The organism is Shouchella rhizosphaerae, assembly GCF_036700015.1.
GTDB lineage: Bacteria > Bacillota > Bacilli > Bacillales > Bacillaceae_D > Shouchella > Shouchella rhizosphaerae.
Map to the genome: position 1 here is coordinate 539,390 of NZ_CP144921.1, position 17,754 is coordinate 557,143.

Here is a 17,754-nt window from a genome sequence, read left to right on the forward strand (position 1 = left end):
GAACCGACAGGCTTTTACATTTTATTGTTTATTGCTTAATCCGCTTTCTTAGTTTGCTTCTAATTTTAAAACATCTTCTTTTAAAGCTGCTGCCTTGTCTGTGGCTTCCCATGGGAGTGGGACATCGGTGCGACCGAAATGGCCGTAAGCAGCGGTTTGCTTATAAATCGGGCGGCGCAAATCGAGCATGCGAATAATGCCAGCTGGACGGAGATCAAAATGCTTGCGAACCAACTCGACGAGGACATCTTCCGCTGCTTTGCCAGTCCCAAACGTATTAACAGCGATCGAAACAGGCTGGGCAACGCCAATTGCATAAGCGAGCTGTACTTCGCATTTATCAGCAAGGCCTGCTGCAACAATATTTTTGGCTACATAACGTGCGGCATAAGCGCCAGAACGGTCTACTTTCGTTGCATCCTTGCCAGAAAAAGCACCGCCGCCATGGCGAGCATACCCGCCATACGTATCAACAATAATTTTGCGCCCTGTTAAGCCCGCATCTCCCTGAGGCCCGCCAATGACAAAACGGCCAGTTGGGTTAATAAAGTATTTTGTTTCTTCATCGATTAACGCGCTTGGCACGACGGCTTCAATCACATGCTCTTTTAAGTCTGCTTGAATTTGCTCAAGTGTCACTTCAGGAGCATGCTGTGTTGAAAGAACAATCGTATCGACACGAACAGGCGTATCGTTTTCATCGTATTCAATTGTCACTTGCGTTTTCCCATCAGGACGCAAATATCCAAGTGTCCCATTTTTGCGGACTTCCGTTAGGCGACGGGAAAGTTTATGGCTAAGCGAGATAGGAAGAGGCATCAGTTCTTCCGTTTCATTGGTTGCAAATCCAAACATCAACCCTTGGTCACCAGCGCCAATTGCTTCGATTTCTGCATCGGTCATTTGACCTTCACGAGCTTCTAGCGCTTTGTCCACCCCTTGTGCAATATCCGCAGATTGTTCATCAATTGATGTCAATACAGCGCATGTTTCCGCATCAAACCCATACTTGGCCCGTGTATAGCCAATTCCCTTGATCGTTTGACGGACGACACTCGGTATATCCACATACGTATTTGTCGTAATTTCGCCTGCCACGAGCACCAAACCAGTGGTGACCGATGTTTCGCAAGCGACTCGTGCATTCGGGTCTTTCTTTAAGATTTCATCTAATATAGCGTCGGAAATTTGATCACAGATTTTATCGGGATGCCCTTCCGTAACAGATTCAGATGTAAATAAATGTCTACCTCTTTTTACAGACATTGTGCAGCTCCTCCTTTTAATACGGCCTGTTGCTTAGCCCAAATAGAACGAACAATACAGAGGGTTATTCGCCTCGTTTGTTTCTGTCTTACAAAGGCGTGTAGTTGGCGCAAAAGCCTTGGGCACAACAAAAGCCCTTTTCCATGAGGAAAAGGGCTGTCCATTTACCTTTCGCCTCTTATCTTCCAGAACGCCGAGCATTCTGCAGGTTAGCACCTTTACACGTTACGTGTTGGTTGCTGGGCTTCTTCGGGCCTGTCCCTCCGCCATCTCTGGATAAAAGCGTTATGTTAACTGCATCTCGATAACACCCAACGTTTCCTTTGTTATAGGATGCTGGCGCTTCGTTCGTTTCGCGACTAAGTTTAACATATTCCACCAGAGAAGAAAAGGCATTTCTAAAAGCTTTTCACCAGCCTACCTGCTTTGCCGCCTAATCTAAAAAAGAATGACCTATTTATTCACTTTAGTATGGACTATTAAATAAAATGTGCTATACTAAAGCCACTTAAAATTGCAAAAAGGAGCCATTAAACATGAAAATGCTTCACCGTTCAGCTTTACTAGAACAATTGCTTTCAAGCCCTAAAACGTTGCACCAATTGCCCGCTTCGACACTCGTCGAGCATGCACTCCAACGAAATGAAGGCATATTGACCGATTCTGGCGCACTTGCTGTCAAAACAGGCCTTTACACAGGCCGCTCGCCTCAAGACAAGTTTATTGTCGATGAACCAATGTCTAGAGATTCCATCCATTGGGGCGCAACGAATAAGCCCATTTCATCGGAAGTGTTCACCCGGCTAAAAGACAAAGTGCTACATTATTTGCAACAAAAAGAGGTCCGTTACGCATCCGTTGGCTTCGCTGGCGCTGATCCTTCTTTCCAACTGCCGATTACGTATTTAAATGAGTTTGCTTGGCATCACTTGTTTGCTAGACAGCTATTTATTCGTGAGCAAGCTCCTTCAAACAATGGTTTGGAACCATTTACGATCATTAGCGCACCGACGTTTAAAGCCGATCCATCCGTCGACGGCACTCGCTCAGAAGCGTTTGTCATCATCTCATTTGAGCAACGCATTATTTTAATTGGCGGTACGGAATATGCCGGTGAAATGAAAAAAGCGATCTTTTCCGTGATGAATTACTTGCTCCCTGAAGCAGGCGTGCTGCCAATGCACTGCTCAGCCAACACAACCGATGAAGGAGAAACGGCACTCTTTTTTGGCCTCTCAGGTACCGGCAAAACGACACTGTCGGCTTCCGAACATAGGCGCCTAATCGGCGATGACGAGCACGGCTGGTCAGAAAAAGGCATCTTTAACATTGAAGGAGGCTGCTACGCCAAATGCATCGGCCTTTCAAAAGAAAGCGAACCACAAATTTGGGACGCTATTGCTTTCGGGGCAGTCCTTGAAAATGTCGTCGTCGATCCAAACACGGGCAAACCTGACTTTAAAAGCGGTGAGTTGACGGAAAATACGCGGGCTGCCTACCCGCTTGAAGCGATTCCAAATGCTTTGCTGCCTAGTGTTGCCGGGCCTCCAAAAGCGATAATATTCTTGACTGCTGATGCATTTGGCGTATTGCCGCCCATTAGCAAGTTGACAAAAGAACAAGCAATGTACCATTTTCTATCTGGTTACACAAGCAAACTAGCAGGAACGGAACGAGGCATCACGCAACCTGAGGCGACATTTTCTACTTGCTTTGGCGCTCCGTTTTTGCCACGCAAACCAGAAGAGTACGCTACTATGCTTGGGGACAAATTGGAAAATGACGACGTCCAAGTGTTTCTTGTAAACACAGGCTGGACAGGGGGTAGCTATGGAACTGGCACACGCATTAAGCTTGCTTATACACGTGCCATGGTAGAAGCGGCTTTACAAGGAAAATTGGATGAGATTGAAACAGTGTGCGATCCCATTTTTGGCCTTTATGTCCCAACACACTGCCCAGGAGTCCCTGATGAGCTGTTGACCCCTCGACGTGTTTGGAAGGACGAAGCAGCTTACGAGGCAACCGCCTTACAGCTTGCTAAGCAATTCCACGAAAATTTTTCTGCCTTTCCGGCAGCAAAAGACAGCGTCCGTCTTGCTGGACCACGCCTTGCATAACCTTTAACAAGCAGGCAGCTTTTTAGCTGCCTGCTTGATGTTGTCGACAAAGTCGATAAACCGCATCATACTGATAGAAAATGCTTGTCAGACGAGGAGTGCAGTCGAGGGAAGAGGCGAAAGAACAGGGGTTCATGAGCAACGGTTTTCTTGCGGATAAAACGACAGTTTTAAAGCATATGACCGAGACAAACACTCCCATTGTCGTCGTTTCCGTGTTCGTACCGGGCTAACACGCTTGCCTCAGCCTGAGTGATGTTTTGCCTTCATCCATGACGCTGCCTTTCTCAATACTTTTTCTTGCTCGTCGGCTGGGAAGTGATGGGAAAAATCAGCGAAAAACCATGATTCGGCGTTTTGGCTACCCTTGGCTGCGCGAAGCCCTTTTTGAGCATGTACAATCGATACATGCTCATCTTTTTCGCCATGTATGAAAAGAAGCGGGGGACGAAAATCGCTTAAATGGCGAAGTGGTGTTCGTTTTTCATATAGTTCTGGTCGTTTCCACGGCGTTCCCCCAATTACGCGTTTCATCATTCTTCGCAAATCAACGCGCTCCTTATAGGTTAGCACCATATCGGTTACGCCACTCCAACAGACAACACTAGTCGCTTCAGGCCGCATAAGCCCTGTCCAAAGCGCCATGATGCCTCCTCTTGAAAATCCAACTACATGGACGCCCGCCTCTTTTTCAACAAGAGGATGGCTGCTTAGCAGATCAAAACCGCTGTATGCGTCAACACGGTCATCTCCACAAAAGTCCTCTCTGCCTTCGCCACCGCGATTGCCCCTGTAATAAGGAGCAAACACAACAAATCCCTCGTGAGCCCACTGGATGACACGCTGTGTCCTGACCATGCCGACTGATTTAATGCCTCCGCGCAAATACAACAACCCTGGTTGTTTGTCTCGACCCTTCGGTTCTGCTAATAAACCGTATACCGTTAACGCGCCACTTTTGTAAGCTGTCTCGTATAAATAAATATTCGGATGGGGTGACGGAACACGTTCTTTTGTGATGAGCATAAAAAAACTCCTTTTATTGAAATGGGCAAACACCCTTTTTTTTGTGCGTGCATAGTGTAAGCAAAGGCAAAGGCAATTGAAAGGAGTGAAAGACTCGTGAAAAAACGAAATATTGCTATTGGCACAGCGATTGCCTGCCTTCTTTTGGCGGCATGTGGTCAAAATACGGACAAAGAAACGGTGCGTGTTGCCGAAGTGACTCGGTCTGTCTTCTACGCCCCTTTTTATCTCGCAATCGCCGAAGGCTATTTTGCCGATAACGGGATTGACATCGAACTGACAACGACTTGGGGAGGCGATAAAACGATGACTTCCCTTTTATCTGACGGGGCCGATATCGCTCTAGTGGGTTCAGAAACATCCATTTATGTCGCTTCCCAGGAAGCTGCTGATCCGGCGATTAACTTTGCAGCATTGACGCAAACAGATGGAACATTCCTTGTTGCCAGAGAAGATACAGGCGATTTTCAGTGGGAAGATTTGAAGGGAAGTACGTTCTTAGGCCAACGCAAAGGCGGCATGCCGCAAATGGTTGGTGAATATGTGCTCAAACAGCATGATATCGACCCTCACGCAGACTTAACGCTTTTGCAGAATATCGAGTTCGCCAATATCTCCAGTTCTTTCGCTTCTGGCACAGGCGATTATGTCCAATTGTTTGAGCCACAAGCCTCGCTTTTTGAAGAAGAAGGAATCGGTACAGTTGTTGCCTCTTTTGGCACTGAAGCTAAACAAGTCCCCTACACTTCTTTTATGGCTAAACAAAGTGTACTGGATCAAAATGCCGACTTGTTCGTCCGATTTAGCGCAGCCCTTTATGAAGGACAAAAACAAATCCAATCACAGTCTCCTGAAGAAACGGCTAAAGCGATTGAGCCCTTTTTTGAAGACACCCCTATTGCCATTTTAGCAAGTTCAGTCGAACGCTATAAAGAGCAAGGCTCTTATGCAGAAGATCCTGTTTTAACAGAAGAAGCATGGGCACAGTTGCTTGAAATCATGGAAGAAGCAGGAGAGTTACCGGAACCGATTCCCTTTAGTGAACTTGTCAACGATGAAATTAGCAAACAAGGAATGGAATAAGGAGGCACGATCATGGCATCCTTACGCATTGACCGACTTTCTTTCACTTACGTCAACGAATCAGGTGCTTTTCAAGCATTAAAAGATGTTTCCCTTGAAGTAAAAGAAGGGGAATTTGTCTCTTTTATTGGCCCAAGTGGTTGCGGCAAAACAACGATCCTTTCGATCATTGCAGGATTGCTGGAACAGACCGAAGGATCGCTGTCTCTTGATACCGCCAATAATGGCCAAATTGGCTATATGCTGCAACACGATTATCTGTTTCCTTGGCTGACGATTGAAGACAACATTACGATTGGCCAACGGATACGAGGCAGCTATACAGAGTTGTCGGCAAAAAAAGCGCTACGTTGGCTGAACCGCTTTGGCCTTAGCGATAAACGGCATGAGCGTCCACAAGCGCTTTCAGGAGGAATGCGCCAACGTGTCGCCCTTGTCCGCATGTTGGCTACTGACCCGTCGCTACTATTGCTTGATGAACCTTTTTCCGCATTGGACCAACAAACAAAACTCAAGCTGGAGGAGCTTGTTTTTAAGACATTGAAGTCGGAACAGAAAACAGCCATTCTTGTAACGCATGATATTGGCGAAGCGATTGCAATGAGCGACCGGATCGTTTTGTTCACCCAAAAGCCCGGGCGTGTCGCACAAATTTTTTCGGTTCCACAAGCACTAAGACAACTTTCTCCTTTTGAGGCCCGAAACCATCCAGAATTTAACAACCAATTTCAGCTCATTTGGAAGGAGTTGGAACGACTTGACACCACATGATCTGCACCAACGCTACATGACTACCCGTCAAAAGGAAAAACGGTTCATTCGCCTCACACAGCTGGCGATTGTATTTGCTCTTGTCATTGGTTGGGAAACAGCCTCACGTTTAGCGTTAATCGACCCGCTGCTATTTAGCATGCCATCACGCATCGTTAGTTTGCTTTATGAGCATATCGTCGCTGGAACGCTTTGGCTCCATACCGGGGTAACCATGTTTGAAACGGTCCTTGGCTTTCTCTTAGGCACCGTGGCTGGGACGTTATTGGCAGCTTTGCTTTGGTGGTCAAAAAGGTTGGCCGAAATCCTTGATCCATTTTTAGTCATATTAAACTCAATGCCGAAAGTAGCGATCGGTCCGATTTTGATCGTTGGGCTTGGGCCAAACATGACTTCTGTCATTGCTATGGGCATGCTCGTTTCCGTCATCATTACAACAATGGTTGTTTACACAGCATTTAAAGAAGTAGATGGCAACTATTTGAAAGTGCTGCAAACATTTTCTGCATCCAAATGGCAACAATTCCGCCACGTCGTGTATCCAGCAACGATACCGGTAATTGTTTCCACGCTAAAAATGAATGTAGGGTTATCGTGGGTCGGCGTTATTGTCGGTGAATTCCTTGTTAGCAAGCAAGGGTTAGGCTACTTAATCATCTATGGATTCCAAGTATTTAACTTTAACTTAGTGTTCATGAGCTTGCTCGTCATCGCGATTTTGGCCACACTTATGTACATGGCAGTCGAGCGCTTAGAAAAACGGATAACCGAGCATCACCGTTAAGCATGCCCTTGTACTCTTTCTCACGCTACGAAAGAATCCCTTGTCCGATTGCATAGGCAGTCGCTTTGGGAACAACTTCGTCTTTCATAATAAAGCTAAAACGAGGGTCCTCTTTCAAGGCAGCCGGAAGCTCCTTTAGCAAAAGAGGCCCCTTTGTTTCCTTATAGCAATCTTTTTCTTCCATGTCAGTCACAATGCCTGCAAAAATATCTTTGCAAAAAGACGTTCCAGACTGCCCCTCTACCTGATATTGGCCAATATAAACGATGGTGCCAATATGCGCCCCTGTCTCTTCCCAAACTTCACGGATCGCCGCGTCTTTCGTCGTCTCGCCATTCTCCACTTTTCCGCCTGGGAATTCATAGCCACGGTCTCGGTGTTCAGTAAGCACCCATTGTTGTTGAAAACGGGGAAGTACAAGCACGTGCCCCGCCTCCTCTGTAAATCGCTCTTCCTTCCCGAGAACGAGTTTCACCTTTTGCCCTTGGGGATCGATAAATTGTTCCATACACAACCGCCTTTTTCGATTTCCTCTTTTGTTAAAAGTATAGCCAATTGCGGTTAATGCGTCTATTATTGCCAAGTCTGCGACACTTTTTTATGTGGCCGTACGCCCCAAAATACAAGCAAAACCGATAAAACGACAAGAAGGGCATTCCCTGCAAATGTCCAGAAATGGTTCCCTTTCATAAAAAGAGCAAACAATGGCGGGCCAATTGCCACACCAACAAAGCGCATGCTGTTATAGAATGATGTAACCGACCCTCGCTGTTCCATGGGAATCCCTTCTGTCACAAACGCATCCAGACTCGGTAGCGCCGCACCAATGCCTACCCCTGCTGCAAAAAGTGCTGTCAGCATTACATACAATTCCTTATTAAACGAAACGACAAATGTCGAAACAGCAAGCAGGCACAACCCTGCTACTGTCATCCATTTCATTTTGATTTGGTCTTGGCCAATGATTCGCCCTGTCCCATACGACGTCAAGCACAATGCCATTAACGGAAATGCTAGAATAACGCCTTTCCTAATTCCATCAATATGGTGCGCCTCTTCTAAAAACGATGACAAATAAAAAAGGACGCCGAATAAAATATACATGCACATCCCACCAACAAAAAACACCACATAAAGCCAGCGCCCTTCCCGTTTAAAGATCTTTTTCATCGACTTTAAAAAACGCGTTAAGTTTGTTGGCTTTTTTGCTAAAGGCGGGCTTTCTACTAAAAACAAGACAAGAAAAATCGAAACAAAACAAAAAATAGGAAATGAAAAAAACGGCAAATACCAAATAATAGAAGCAAGTACGGCCCCAAAAATTGGGCTCAGCACTTTGCCAAATGTATTAGCAGTTTCAATTATGCCTAATCCTTCACTGACATCTTGGTTGTTTTTAAATAAATCACCGACAAATGGCATCACGATTGGCGATGCCCCCGCCGCGCCGATTCCTTGCAACAGCCGGCCAATTAAAATAACCCAATATGCATTGTCCATTTTCCATGCGGCTAACCCGGCCATCAATCCGCCAATCCCGGCAATAATTAAACTTGGGACAATGACTGGCTTTCGCCCTACATGGTCAGAAATATAGCCCGCAATGGGAATAAATACGATTGCCACAACAGAATAAACAGTAATAAGAAGACTAACCATAAAAGAACTAATTTGCAATTGTTTTCCAATAGTCGGCAGCACTGGAATCAACATGGAGTTTCCAAGCGTCATGACTAGCGGCACGGAGGCAAGGGATAGCAACCCCCATGTTTTCTTTGTTTTTCCCACAATCACGGCGCTCCTTTTCCACTCATTTTCCTGTTATTATGGAGCAAAAGCAATAAAGCTATACAACACGCCCACCCACGAAAAAAACAACGGAAGAACGCGCCTCCCGTTGCCTTTGCCTCTGTTAAAGCAAATGGTAATTTTTATCTTTTTTCAAGTCTTGGTACACTTCTTGAATCGTTTTATCTGAATATGCCTCTAACTTTTCGACTCGCCGTTTAAACTCATCCACCACATCAGCCCGTTCAATTCCTTCAGCAAGAATGTCTTCAAACACATCCTCCAGCACGTCATCGCGGCCTGAAACAATTTTCCCTTTTAATACGACACTTTTTCCTTGATCCAATTCTGTAATGGCTTCAATGGAAGTAATCATGACCGCGGGGTGGTTGTTTTTGCTCGTAATGACGACACTAACGAGTATATGGCGCTCTGCTTCCTGTTCTCTTTCAAAAAAATGGGCATCCTCATTGGAAACAACGGCGTCAAGAAACCATGTCTTGTCTTCATTTTCCATATTGATAATGAGCCCGTCTTTAAAAGGAATGGGGTGTTGTTCCATTTTCCCCCCTTGCCCGTCAATCACTTGCAATGCATACAGTTTAAATGTCTTCAAGTACTTTCCTCCCCACGTCTTGCCTAGCCCTGGTGTCAGTTATGATGTCTTCATTTGCCCGTAAGTGAGATACAGCTGCCGCTGTTCAATCCATTTCAACAGTTCTTTTTCCGGTTTGGTTAATTCGCGGTTCAATGAGCGTGTAAATTCCTGCTCCAAAGTTTCCGACAATGATTTTAAAGGCCTGCTCATATAGGCAACGACTCCTTTAATCGGACGTATTAGGATGACAAGACACCTATATATTCTATTCGCCTTTAAAATACAACTTTCCTGCATCAAAAACCTCTATTTTCATAAGCGCGGCGGATGCGCTCCAACCCTTCCGTAAGCGTTTCTCGAGGAGTTGCCAAATTCAAACGCTCGAAATCACGGCCCTCTTCCCCGAAAATGGCACCATGGTTAAGTGCAACTTTCGCTTCTTGCAGCAACCATTTTTTCCGTTCATCAGGGTGAAGGCCAAGCTCTTGGCAATTTAGCCATAATAAGTACGTTCCTTGTGGTTGGATCGGCTTGATTTTTGGCATATAAGTGGCCAAATAGTCGGCAGCATACTGATAATTAGCTTGGATGTATGCCATTAATTCCTTTAACCAAGGCTTTCCGTGCTCGTATGCCGCTTTAGTAGCAATGTCAGAGAACATATTGCTTCCATTCATAAATGTCGCAGCCAGCTCTCTACGGAATTCCAGGCGAAGCTTCGGATCTTCAATAATTACGTAAGCTCCTTGAACGCCAGCGAGATTAAATGTTTTCGTTGGCGCAAGCGCTGTAAACGTACGGTTTGCAATTGTTTCTGTCACAGTTGCAAACGGTGTGTGTGTATAGCCTTCAAAAAGCAAATCGGCATGGATTTCATCAGAAATGACATAAAGGTTGTGACGCTCACATATCTCGGCCAGCGCTTGCAACTCTTCTTTGCTCCACACGCGTCCGCCTGGATTATGCGGGTGGCACAACAGAAGCATTTTTGTTTTGTCTGTGATCACCTGCTCTAACCCAGCTAAATCCATTTTATAGTGGTTTCCGTCAAATAGAAGCGGATTTTTCACAAGTTGCCGTTTGTTTTTTTCAATCACATCATAAAACGGGTAATATACAGGTGGTTGAATAATGATTCCGTCGCCTTCATTTGTAAAGGTTTTAATTAAATTGCTTAATGCCGGCACAACGCCTGTTACATGGACGATGGAGTCGGCTTCTATTTTCCAACCATACTGGGAGTCGACCCAATTCACAATCGCTTCGTCTGCCTCAATGGAAGGGGCCGCATAGCCATAAACGCCATGTTCCACTTTAGCCTTTAAAGCATCAATAACAGCGGTCGGCGCTTTAAAATCCATATCTGCTACCCACATTGGCAACAAATCATCTTCGCCAAACCGTGCTTTTGTTCCATCCCATTTCATTGAATTGGTTCCTCTGCGTTCGATTACTTTATCAAATTCGTTCATCGCATACTGCTTAACAGCAGTCTCCCTCCTCTTCTCATTTCCCTCATTTACTTCCTTAAGTGTACCACATTTTTTGACGTTGGACTTTCACACTGCTTGACCACAAAACGTGGTACACTAGCACATGTAAACATGCAAAACGAGGAGGAAACGGATTGACGACCCCATTTATATGTGTAGAAGGAGTGATTGGCGTCGGAAAGACAACATTGGCCAAAGCGATTGCTACCCACTATGGGCGAGAGTGCTTGCTTGAAATCGTTGAAGAAAACCCTTTTCTTGAAAAATTTTATGACAATATGGAGGAATGGAGTTTTCAAACCGAAATGTTCTTTCTGTGCAACCGCGTCAAACAACTAGAAGATATCGGCCCTGTTCTTAACCACAAACTCGTCGTGTCGGATTACCATATTTGCAAAAACTTAATTTTTGCCCGCCAAACGCTGTCTGCTTTTAAATGGAGCCAATACCGACGTATTTTTCAAATTTTAAATGAACCATTGCCAAAGCCAACAGTCGTCATTTACTTAAAAGCAGGCTTGTCCACATTGACCAACCGTATTACCAAAAGGGGGCGTCCTTTTGAAAAAGAAATGGACCCCAATTATTTGCGAAAGCTTTCAGACGATTATGAGGCGACAATGGCAGAACTCGCTAAAGAGGAAAACACAACAGTTTTAACGATTGACACGGACGACCTTGACTTTGTCGCCAATCCGCATGATTTGGACTTTGTATTTGCCAAAATTGATGCATGCTTGACATCTGTTAACCAGTAAGGAGCTTACCAATGTTACATATTCCTAATAATGCGATCATAACTGTAGCTGGCACAGTCGGAGTTGGAAAAACGACTTTGACGCACGCACTTGCCGACGAGCTAAATTTTAAAACATCCTTTGAAAAAGTAGACAACAACCCATACTTAGACAAATTTTATCGCGATTTCGAACGGTGGAGCTTTCACTTGCAAATTTACTTTTTAGCGGAGCGCTTTAAAGAGCAGAAGCGAATGGTAGAAGAAGGTGGTGGCTATATTCAAGATCGTTCGATCTATGAAGACACAGGCATATTCGCGAAAATGCATGCCGATAAAGGCACGATGACGCAAACCGATTACCAAACTTATACAAGCTTATTTGAAGCAATGGTGATGACGCCTTACTTTCCCCGCCCGGATGTATTAATCTACTTGCATGGCGATTTTGACTCGATTTTAGACCGTATTCAAGCACGAGGGCGCGAAATGGAAAAACAAACGCCCCTTTCTTATTGGGAAGAAATGTACAACCGTTATGAAACATGGATTTCTTCCTTTTCCGCCTGTCCGGTTTTGCGCCTTGATATTCGCGAATACGATTTACTTGCTGACCAATCATGTATCAAACGAATTGTTCATGAGCTAAGCACTTATTTCTAACCTAAAAAAACAGCGAAGCTGCCTTCGCTGTTTTTTAATTATTTGTAGAAATAATCGCCGGCTGAAATGCGCTTTCGGCTCTGTTCGACTTCAATTAATGCTGGCTTTCCCTTGACCGGTTCAGGCACTTGCGGCGTTTTTACGACCCAACTTGCTTCTTCAAGTTTGCCTTTACGTATCAAACTAGCCAGTTCTTTGAGGTCTTCACGTAGTAAGAAATAGGTGTTTGTCGCTGCTGCCAGCCTCCAGCATGCTTCTGTCACTTTTTCGGCAGACGTGATGACCAATGACTTGTCAGCGTTATAAAAAACTTGCGCTCCATACACTTCTTGCACACAAGCTAAACCAAGATTGGCGCTATACCGTTTCGCTTGTATGACCCATTTATGCCCTTCTTCATCGACAACAACTAAATCAGCACCGAAGTCGCGCGCTTTCGCTGTTTGGTACGTTTCATAGCCAAGCGCTGCAAACACGACTGCCAGATAGTCTTCAAACTCGCCGCCTTCCATGCGGTCAATATCTTTTATTGTGATTTTGCTTATGTCTGTCCGCTTCTTTCTTCTAAGAGCGATACGGAGCGCCCAAACAGCCGCCAACAATACGGCTAAAGCGAGCAACCATAAGGGGAATGAAGTACTTTCCACATCAACCGTTCCTTTTAAAAAGCAAATTAAATTTCTACTAGTATCAGTTCCTGAGACGCTAGGAAAGTTTTAGTATACCATAGAGCATCCAATCAAAAAACTTGGTTCCATCACTAGAACCAAGTTTTTGAGTAAGGTTATCGACTTTGTTTTGATCCCTTAAGAAAGGTTGTCCTATTCTGTCTCAAACATGCTGTCAATTTCATCAACAATCAGCTTAACTGATTCAAGGCCGCTGCCGCTTAAGTACCAAACTTCGCCGTCTAATACATAAATGTCATCGTTTTGTGCTGCTTTGGTTCGGGCGACAAGCTCGTTGTCAATGACTTGTGATGCTGTGGCTTCGTTGCCAATAGAAGCGCCTCGGTCAATCATAAATATATAATCAGGGTCTACATCGGCAATGTATTCAAACGAAACCGTTTCTCCATGGTTTTCCGCTTCAATGTCATCTGCTGTTTTAATACCTAGTACATCATGGATAATGCCAAAACGTGAACCTGCGCCGAATGCGCTCGCAGACCCTTCGTCAGCAGACAGAATCAAGGCATTTTTATCTGTGTTGTCAGCCCGCTCTTTGACGTTGTCGATTGTTTCATGGATGCCTGCAAGCTGCTCTTCTACTTCGTCTTGCGCTTCAAAAATATCGCCCAACGTCCGCATATTGGTTTCAAACGATTCCATAAAGTTTTCGTTGTCAACGGCCATATAAACCGTTGGCGCAATTTCACTTAATTCTTCATAGTTGTCAGACGCACGGCCAGAAATGAAAATAACGTCTGGCTCCATGCTGTGAATCAACTCGAAGTTTGGTTCAAACAACGAACCGACATCCTCATAGTCGTCGCTTTCAAACTCAGACAAGTAGTCAGGGATGTTGTTCGCTTTTGGGATTCCAGATACTTCTCCGCCTAGGGCGCGAATCGAATCGGTAATGCCATGGTCAAACGATACGACTACTTCTGGATTAACCGGCACTTTGACAACCTCGCCGTTCATTGATTCCACTTCGATCGTTTCTTCAGTCGCTTCTGTGCTTGTTCCTTCGCCAGTACTTGTTTGCTCATTTTTATCTGAACTTGTACCGCAAGCGGCTAAACTTACTGTTGCAAAAGCGGTTAATGCCCACATAAATGGTTTTTTCATGTCTAATTGCCTCCTTTATTCTCTCTCTATAGGCCCCCTAATGCGATCGTCAATATTTCTCTATATTGAAGATTTTGCTTTTTCACCTCCATTTCAAAATGAACGACATCTACTATTTAGTTAAAATAGACGCAAATGCGGTTGCAATTCACTTCTTCAACTGCGATTTCCATGTCGTACACATTGCGGAGTGTGTCGGAGTTGATCATTTCATGGCAGCGACCTTCTTCCACAATCGCCCCGTCTTTCATCGCCACAATGTAGTCGGAGTAACAAGAGGCAAAATTAATGTCATGGACGACAATCATAATCGTTTTGCCTAGCTCATCAACAAGACGGCGCAGCGTTTTCATAATCGAGACAGAGTGCTTCATATCCAAGTTGTTTAACGGTTCATCTAAAATGATATAATCGGTATTTTGAGCAAGCACCATCGCAATATAAGCACGTTGCCGCTGCCCGCCGCTCAACTGGTCTAAGTATTTGTCTTGAATGTCGCGAAGCGCCATATAATCGATCGCCTCTTCGACATACGTCCAGTCCTTTTTCGTGAGCCGGTTTTGTGAATACGGAAAGCGGCCAAAGCTGACAAGTTCGCGAATGGTCAAACGGATGTTGATGTTGTTTGCCTGTTTTAAAATCGACACTTTTTTTGCCAGTTCCTTGCTGTGATACGATTCAAGCGAACGTCCTTCAATCAAAATAGTGCCTTCCTCTTTTTTCGACAAGCGGCTGATCATCGAGATCAACGTACTTTTTCCGGCACCATTAGGGCCAATAAACGATGTAATTGTTCCTTTTCGAACGTTAACCGATACATCGTTGACGACCCTTTTTCCGTCGTATTGTTTGCTGACATTTTTCACTTCTATGCCTATAGGCTGTGTATCAAGCTTTTGCAATGGGATGGCATTTCGGTCAATTAATGCGGTGGTCATGTCGATTTCGTCCCCCTTAAGAGCAAGTAAATGAAATAGATTCCGCCAACAAAGTTAATGATGACGCTCAGCGGAGCCGAGTAAGTGAACACGCGCTCAACGAGCAACGTCCCGCCAACCAAGGCAATGCTTGAAACTAGAACCGATGTAATCACTAAATGGGTGTGCTTATAGGTTGGCATAAGCTCTCTTGCAACGTTCGCGACAAGTAGGCCTAAAAACAACACCGGGCCGACAAGAGCTGTTGAAACAGAAACAAGCAAAGCAATGACGACTAAAAACTTTTTAATCGCTCTATCGTAAGGAACGCCTAAGTTAATCGCCTGGTCGCGTCCAAGAGAAATGGCATCCAAGTATTTCAAATACGGCCAAATGTAAAGAACAGTTGCTGCTAGAATCACGATAGAAATCCAAAGCAAATCAACATTGATGTTGCTAAAACTAGCAAACATCCGATTCTGGATCGTCAAAAATTCATTCGGGTCAATCATGACTTGCAGAAACGTCGAAAGGCTTGAAAACAATGTGCCAAATACAATGCCGACAAGCAGCAAAAAGTATAAATTTTGCCCTTCTTTTTTAAACATCAAGGCATATAACAAGACAGCGAACAACACCATAAAGACAATGGATAGACCAAAGTTCACATATTGGTTTATCAAGACAAGACCGATCGTCCCAAACAAAAATACAAGCAACGTTTGAATAAGCATGTATAAAGAATCAAGGCCGATAATGCTTGGCGTCAGGATTCGGTTGTTTGTGATTGTTTGGAAAAACAAGGTAGAGCTAGCAATTGCCCCGCCGACAATAACAATCGCCACAACGCTTCTTCCTCGTCGTGGCAACGCATAGTCCCACGCTCCAGGGGCGATGTCAATAAACAAGAAAGTACCAACCAATGCTGCTAACATAGCGCCGAGTAATAAATAGATCCATTTAGGCTGCATGAGATCGTCTCCTTAAGAGCAAGTACAAAAAGATCGCGCTCCCGACAACCCCAACGACCAGTCCAATCGGAATTTCATATGGATAAATGAGAACACGCCCTAAAATATCACAAGCGAGCAAGAAAATGGCGCCTAATAGCGCTGTATGAGGCAAACTGTTTTTTAAGTTGTCCCCTCTTATAATCGAAACGATGTTAGGAATGACTAGCCCTAAAAAAGGAATTGAGCCAATTGTGACGACAATCGTAGCCGTGATCATCGCGACAATGAAAAGGCCGATATTCATAATTTGGTTATAATTTAAGCCCAAGTTTGTCGAAAAATCCTTCCCCATTCCTGCTACCGTAAAGCGATTTGCGAATAAAAAGGCAATGACAACAAGGGGAATGCCTATGTATAAAATTTCATAGCGCCCTTTAAGAACGAGTGAAAAGCTCCCTTGCATCCAAGAAGATAAGCTTTGCACTAAATCATACCGGTAAGCTAGAAAAGTCGTGATTGAGTTGACCACACTGCCTAACATAAGCCCGACAAGCGGGACAAACACAACGTTTTTAAAGCGGATGCGCTCCAGTATTTTCATAAAAAGAAACGTTCCAAACAACGCAAAAAGAAAGGCAATAAACATCCTTTGCAACGTGGTCGCTTGTGTAAAAACAACCACGGCGACAAGAATGCCAAGCCGAGCCCAATCCATAGTTCCAGCTGTTGTCGGCGAAACAAATTTGTTTTGTGTAAGCTGCTGCATAATTAAACCGCAAACGCTTAAACTAACACCAACAATCAATACACTCAATAGACGGGGGATACGGCTAATGACAAGTGTTTGCACATCTTCATCGTCTAAACGAAATAAGTCAAGTGGCGATATATCCTGTACGCCAATAAATAAAGATGCAAACGATAAAATTAAAAGCAAAGGGAGTAAATATTTTATTTTCATAATGTTAACATGAATAAAACATGCTGCTTGCCTCCTTTGCCCTACAGCTAATGATACTCATTATCAATTACGTACTTATCTTATCATTTTTACAAAAAATATCAAGTCTAAATGAGAAAGAATCTCGCTCTCAATTAGAAATTGTCCTTTTATCCGTTCAATTTTCTTGGTTGGAACAGCCAAAACAAGAAAAACACAAGGCTGCCACTTAGGAAATATCCGCCAATGACATCGCTCAAATAATGAACACCCAGATATAGTCTAGAAAACCCCATAATGAGTATCATGAAGCTTGCAAACACCACAAACGCTATACGGTGCCTTCGTTTGTTCATTCGTTTCCAAATCAGAAAGGTAAGCACTGTGTAAAACGACATCGCTCCCATTGAATGGCCGCTTGGAAAACTGTACGAGGTCAATTCAACTAGCATATACTGTGCTGGCCGTTCTCGCTCTACCCATTCTTTTACGAGCATATTCACAAGACCTGTCGCCGCCATCGTAACAGCAGTAAATGCTAATTCTTTGTTCGAGGCACGGGCAACAAGCAAAATGATCAACACTGCTCCTGTCAAAACAAAAACCGTTTTGGTCGCCCCTAAAAAGGCAAAGCCATGCATAAGAGCCGTAACCGGTTCAGCACGAATCGACTCAGCCCATGTTAACGCCAACTGGTCGACTTTCTCTAAAAAAACGGTGTTTAAACTAAAAGCTACGATTAAAAAACAGGCTATGCAAACGATGCTTATCACAAGCGCATTTGTATTCATTTTCATTTCAAGCACCACCATTTAACATGAAA

Annotated in this window: 19 protein-coding genes and 1 riboswitch; of the genes, 6 read left to right on the forward strand and 13 right to left on the reverse strand. The window is 44.3% G+C overall.

The features are described from left to right. Nucleotides 1-48: 48 nt before the first annotated feature. Entirely contained in the window at nt 49-1,266 is a 1,218-nt protein-coding gene (gene metK / locus V5G21_RS02905) for a methionine adenosyltransferase (protein ID WP_011247720.1), read from the reverse strand. Nucleotides 1,267-1,441: 175 nt separating this feature from the next. Continuing rightward, nucleotides 1,442-1,549, reverse strand: a riboswitch (SAM riboswitch). Between the two features lie 253 nt (nt 1,550-1,802). Here metK and pckA point away from each other — a divergent pair. Beyond that, nucleotides 1,803-3,386 carry a phosphoenolpyruvate carboxykinase (ATP) gene (gene pckA, locus V5G21_RS02910; RefSeq protein ID WP_011247721.1) on the forward strand — a complete coding sequence of 528 codons (1,584 nt, stop codon included), beginning with the start codon at nt 1,803-1,805 and terminating at the stop codon, nt 3,384-3,386. A gap of 243 nt (nt 3,387-3,629) precedes the next feature. On the opposite strand, the gene V5G21_RS02915 is transcribed toward pckA, so the two are convergent. Next, nucleotides 3,630-4,412: an alpha/beta hydrolase family protein gene (locus V5G21_RS02915; protein ID WP_011247722.1), complete on the reverse strand. Its 783-nt coding sequence runs from the start codon at nt 4,410-4,412 to the stop codon at nt 3,630-3,632. A 96-nt stretch (nt 4,413-4,508) separates the two neighbouring features. On the opposite strand from V5G21_RS02915, the gene V5G21_RS02920 reads away from it, so the two are divergent. From V5G21_RS02920 to V5G21_RS02930, 3 genes are read left to right on the forward strand one after another with little or no spacing between them, the layout of a single operon-like run. Further along, entirely contained in the window at nt 4,509-5,495 is a 987-nt protein-coding gene (locus V5G21_RS02920; RefSeq protein WP_011247723.1) for an ABC transporter substrate-binding protein, read from the forward strand. A gap of 12 nt (nt 5,496-5,507) precedes the next feature. Then, entirely contained in the window at nt 5,508-6,266 is a 759-nt protein-coding gene (locus V5G21_RS02925) for an ABC transporter ATP-binding protein (protein ID WP_011247724.1), read from the forward strand. 16 nt (nt 6,267-6,282) lie between these two features. Further along, nucleotides 6,283-7,050 carry an ABC transporter permease gene (locus V5G21_RS02930; protein WP_050749056.1) on the forward strand — a complete coding sequence of 256 codons (768 nt, stop codon included), beginning with the start codon at nt 6,283-6,285 and terminating at the stop codon, nt 7,048-7,050. A 25-nt stretch (nt 7,051-7,075) separates the two neighbouring features. On the opposite strand, the gene ytkD is transcribed toward V5G21_RS02930, so the two are convergent. The 5 genes from ytkD to V5G21_RS02955 all read right to left on the reverse strand — a co-directional run bounded on the left by ytkD (nt 7,076) and on the right by V5G21_RS02955 (nt 10,908). Beyond that, nucleotides 7,076-7,558, reverse strand: a complete 483-nt coding sequence (gene ytkD / locus V5G21_RS02935; RefSeq protein ID WP_011247726.1) for an RNA deprotection pyrophosphohydrolase — start codon at nt 7,556-7,558, stop codon at nt 7,076-7,078. A gap of 65 nt (nt 7,559-7,623) precedes the next feature. Further along, entirely contained in the window at nt 7,624-8,838 is a 1,215-nt protein-coding gene (locus V5G21_RS02940) for an MFS transporter (RefSeq protein ID WP_306204237.1), read from the reverse strand. A 124-nt stretch (nt 8,839-8,962) separates the two neighbouring features. Continuing rightward, nucleotides 8,963-9,454: a YwpF-like family protein gene (locus V5G21_RS02945; protein ID WP_011247728.1), complete on the reverse strand. Its 492-nt coding sequence runs from the start codon at nt 9,452-9,454 to the stop codon at nt 8,963-8,965. A 39-nt stretch (nt 9,455-9,493) separates the two neighbouring features. Next, nucleotides 9,494-9,646, reverse strand: coding sequence for a hypothetical protein (locus tag V5G21_RS02950; RefSeq protein WP_156323123.1), 153 nt, complete (start codon nt 9,644-9,646; stop codon nt 9,494-9,496). Between the two features lie 86 nt (nt 9,647-9,732). Beyond that, complete coding sequence (locus tag V5G21_RS02955; RefSeq protein WP_035201992.1) at nt 9,733-10,908, reverse strand: MalY/PatB family protein; 1,176 nt, start codon at nt 10,906-10,908, stop codon at nt 9,733-9,735. Between the two features lie 155 nt (nt 10,909-11,063). Between V5G21_RS02955 and V5G21_RS02960 the strand changes: the two genes are divergently transcribed. Further along, nucleotides 11,064-11,687: a deoxynucleoside kinase gene (locus tag V5G21_RS02960; RefSeq protein WP_011247731.1), complete on the forward strand. Its 624-nt coding sequence runs from the start codon at nt 11,064-11,066 to the stop codon at nt 11,685-11,687. An 11-nt stretch (nt 11,688-11,698) separates the two neighbouring features. Further along, complete coding sequence (locus V5G21_RS02965) at nt 11,699-12,328, forward strand: deoxynucleoside kinase (RefSeq protein ID WP_011247732.1); 630 nt, start codon at nt 11,699-11,701, stop codon at nt 12,326-12,328. Between the two features lie 38 nt (nt 12,329-12,366). Here V5G21_RS02965 and V5G21_RS02970 read toward each other — a convergent pair whose 3' ends face one another. The 6 genes from V5G21_RS02970 to V5G21_RS02995 all read right to left on the reverse strand — a co-directional run bounded on the left by V5G21_RS02970 (nt 12,367) and on the right by V5G21_RS02995 (nt 17,728). Continuing rightward, complete coding sequence (locus V5G21_RS02970; RefSeq protein ID WP_011247733.1) at nt 12,367-12,975, reverse strand: restriction endonuclease; 609 nt, start codon at nt 12,973-12,975, stop codon at nt 12,367-12,369. A 174-nt stretch (nt 12,976-13,149) separates the two neighbouring features. Beyond that, nucleotides 13,150-14,121 (reverse strand): siderophore ABC transporter substrate-binding protein, encoded by a 972-nt coding sequence (locus V5G21_RS02975; RefSeq protein ID WP_011247734.1) that lies wholly within the window; start codon nt 14,119-14,121, stop codon nt 13,150-13,152. Between the two features lie 116 nt (nt 14,122-14,237). Further along, on the reverse strand, nt 14,238-15,059 hold the full coding sequence (locus V5G21_RS02980; protein ID WP_208610215.1) for an ABC transporter ATP-binding protein: 822 nt from the start codon (nt 15,057-15,059) through the stop codon (nt 14,238-14,240). Continuing rightward, nucleotides 15,056-16,009: an iron chelate uptake ABC transporter family permease subunit gene (locus tag V5G21_RS02985; protein ID WP_051881152.1), complete on the reverse strand. Its 954-nt coding sequence runs from the start codon at nt 16,007-16,009 to the stop codon at nt 15,056-15,058. The genes V5G21_RS02980 and V5G21_RS02985 overlap by 4 nt, the downstream gene beginning before the upstream one ends. Beyond that, nucleotides 15,999-16,952 carry an ABC transporter permease gene (locus V5G21_RS02990; protein WP_011247737.1) on the reverse strand — a complete coding sequence of 318 codons (954 nt, stop codon included), beginning with the start codon at nt 16,950-16,952 and terminating at the stop codon, nt 15,999-16,001. Before V5G21_RS02990 ends, V5G21_RS02985 begins: the two co-directional genes overlap by 11 nt. A gap of 149 nt (nt 16,953-17,101) precedes the next feature. Further along, the gene (locus V5G21_RS02995; protein ID WP_035202684.1) at nt 17,102-17,728 is read right to left on the reverse strand and encodes a phosphatase PAP2 family protein; all 627 of its coding nucleotides are present in this window, start codon (nt 17,726-17,728) and stop codon (nt 17,102-17,104) included. Between the last annotated feature and the right edge of the window lie 26 nt (nt 17,729-17,754).